Origin of the sequence: Kitasatospora sp. NPDC057936 (assembly GCF_042887525.1) — a bacterium.
In the GTDB taxonomy this organism is placed as follows: domain Bacteria; phylum Actinomycetota; class Actinomycetes; order Streptomycetales; family Streptomycetaceae; genus Kitasatospora.
The window spans coordinates 1-1,083 of the sequence record NZ_JBHVPD010000219.1 but is presented as its reverse complement, the minus strand read 5'-3'; the positions used below and the strand labels follow the sequence as shown (position 1 = coordinate 1,083).

Below are 1,083 nucleotides of genomic sequence, written 5' to 3'. Positions count from 1 at the left end.
GCGCAGTTCGTCGACGAGGTCGGGGGTTTCGGTGATGCCGCCGCGCAGGATGACGAAGGCGACGATGGCCTGGCCGGTGGTGGGGTCGGTGGCGCCGACGACGGCGGACTCGGCGACGGAGGGGTGGCCGACGAGGGCGGATTCGACCTCGGTGGTGGAGATGTTGTGGCCGGAGACGAGCATGACGTCGTCGACGCGGCCCAGGAGCCAGATGTCGCCGTCCTCGTCCTTCTTGGCGCCGTCGCCGGCGAAGTAGCGTCCTTCGAAGCGGGACCAGTAGGTGTCGATGTAGCGCTGGTCGTCGCCCCAGATGGTGCGGAGCATGGAGGGCCAGGGTTCGGTGAGGACGAGGTAGCCGCCGGAGCCGTTGGGGACCTCGGTGCCGTTGTCGTCGACGACGGTGGCGGCGATGCCGGGCAGGGCGCGCTGGGCGGAGCCGGGTTTGGTCTCGGTGACGCCGGGCAGGGGGCTGATCATCATGGCGCCGGTCTCGGTCTGCCACCAGGTGTCGACGATGGGGGCCTTGCCGGCGCCGATGTGTTCGCGGTACCAGATCCACGCTTCGGGGTTGATGGGTTCGCCGACGCTGCCCAGGACGCGCAGGGTGGAGAGGTCGAACTTGGCGGGGATGTCGTCGCCCCACTTCATGAAGGTGCGGATCGCGGTGGGGGCGGTGTAGAGGATGGTGACGCCGTACTTCTGGACGATCTCCCAGAAGCGGCCCTGGTGGGGGGTGTCGGGGGTGCCTTCGTAGATGACCTGGGTGGCGCCGTTGGCCAGGGGGCCGTAGACGATGTAGGAGTGGCCGGTGACCCAGCCGATGTCGGCGGTGCACCAGTAGACGTCGGTGTCGGGCTTGAGGTCGAAGACGGCGTGGTGGGTGTAGGCGGCCTGGGTGAGGTAGCCGCCGGAGGTGTGCAGGATGCCCTTGGGCTTTCCGGTGGTGCCGGAGGTGTAGAGGATGAACAGCGGGTGTTCGGCCTCGTGGGCCTGGGGGGTGTGGTGGGTGGACTGGCGGGCGGTGATCTCGTGCCACCACACGTCGCGGCCCTCGGTGAGGGTGGTGTCCTGGCCGGTGCGGCG

At 69.2% G+C, this 1,083-nt stretch carries 1 protein-coding gene; it reads right to left on the bottom strand.

Annotated features, from left to right (window positions below; translation table 11 throughout):
• The coding region (locus ACFVU9_RS45505) for an AMP-binding protein (RefSeq protein ID WP_387603997.1) at positions 1-1,083 on the bottom strand (1,083 nt) is incomplete at both ends.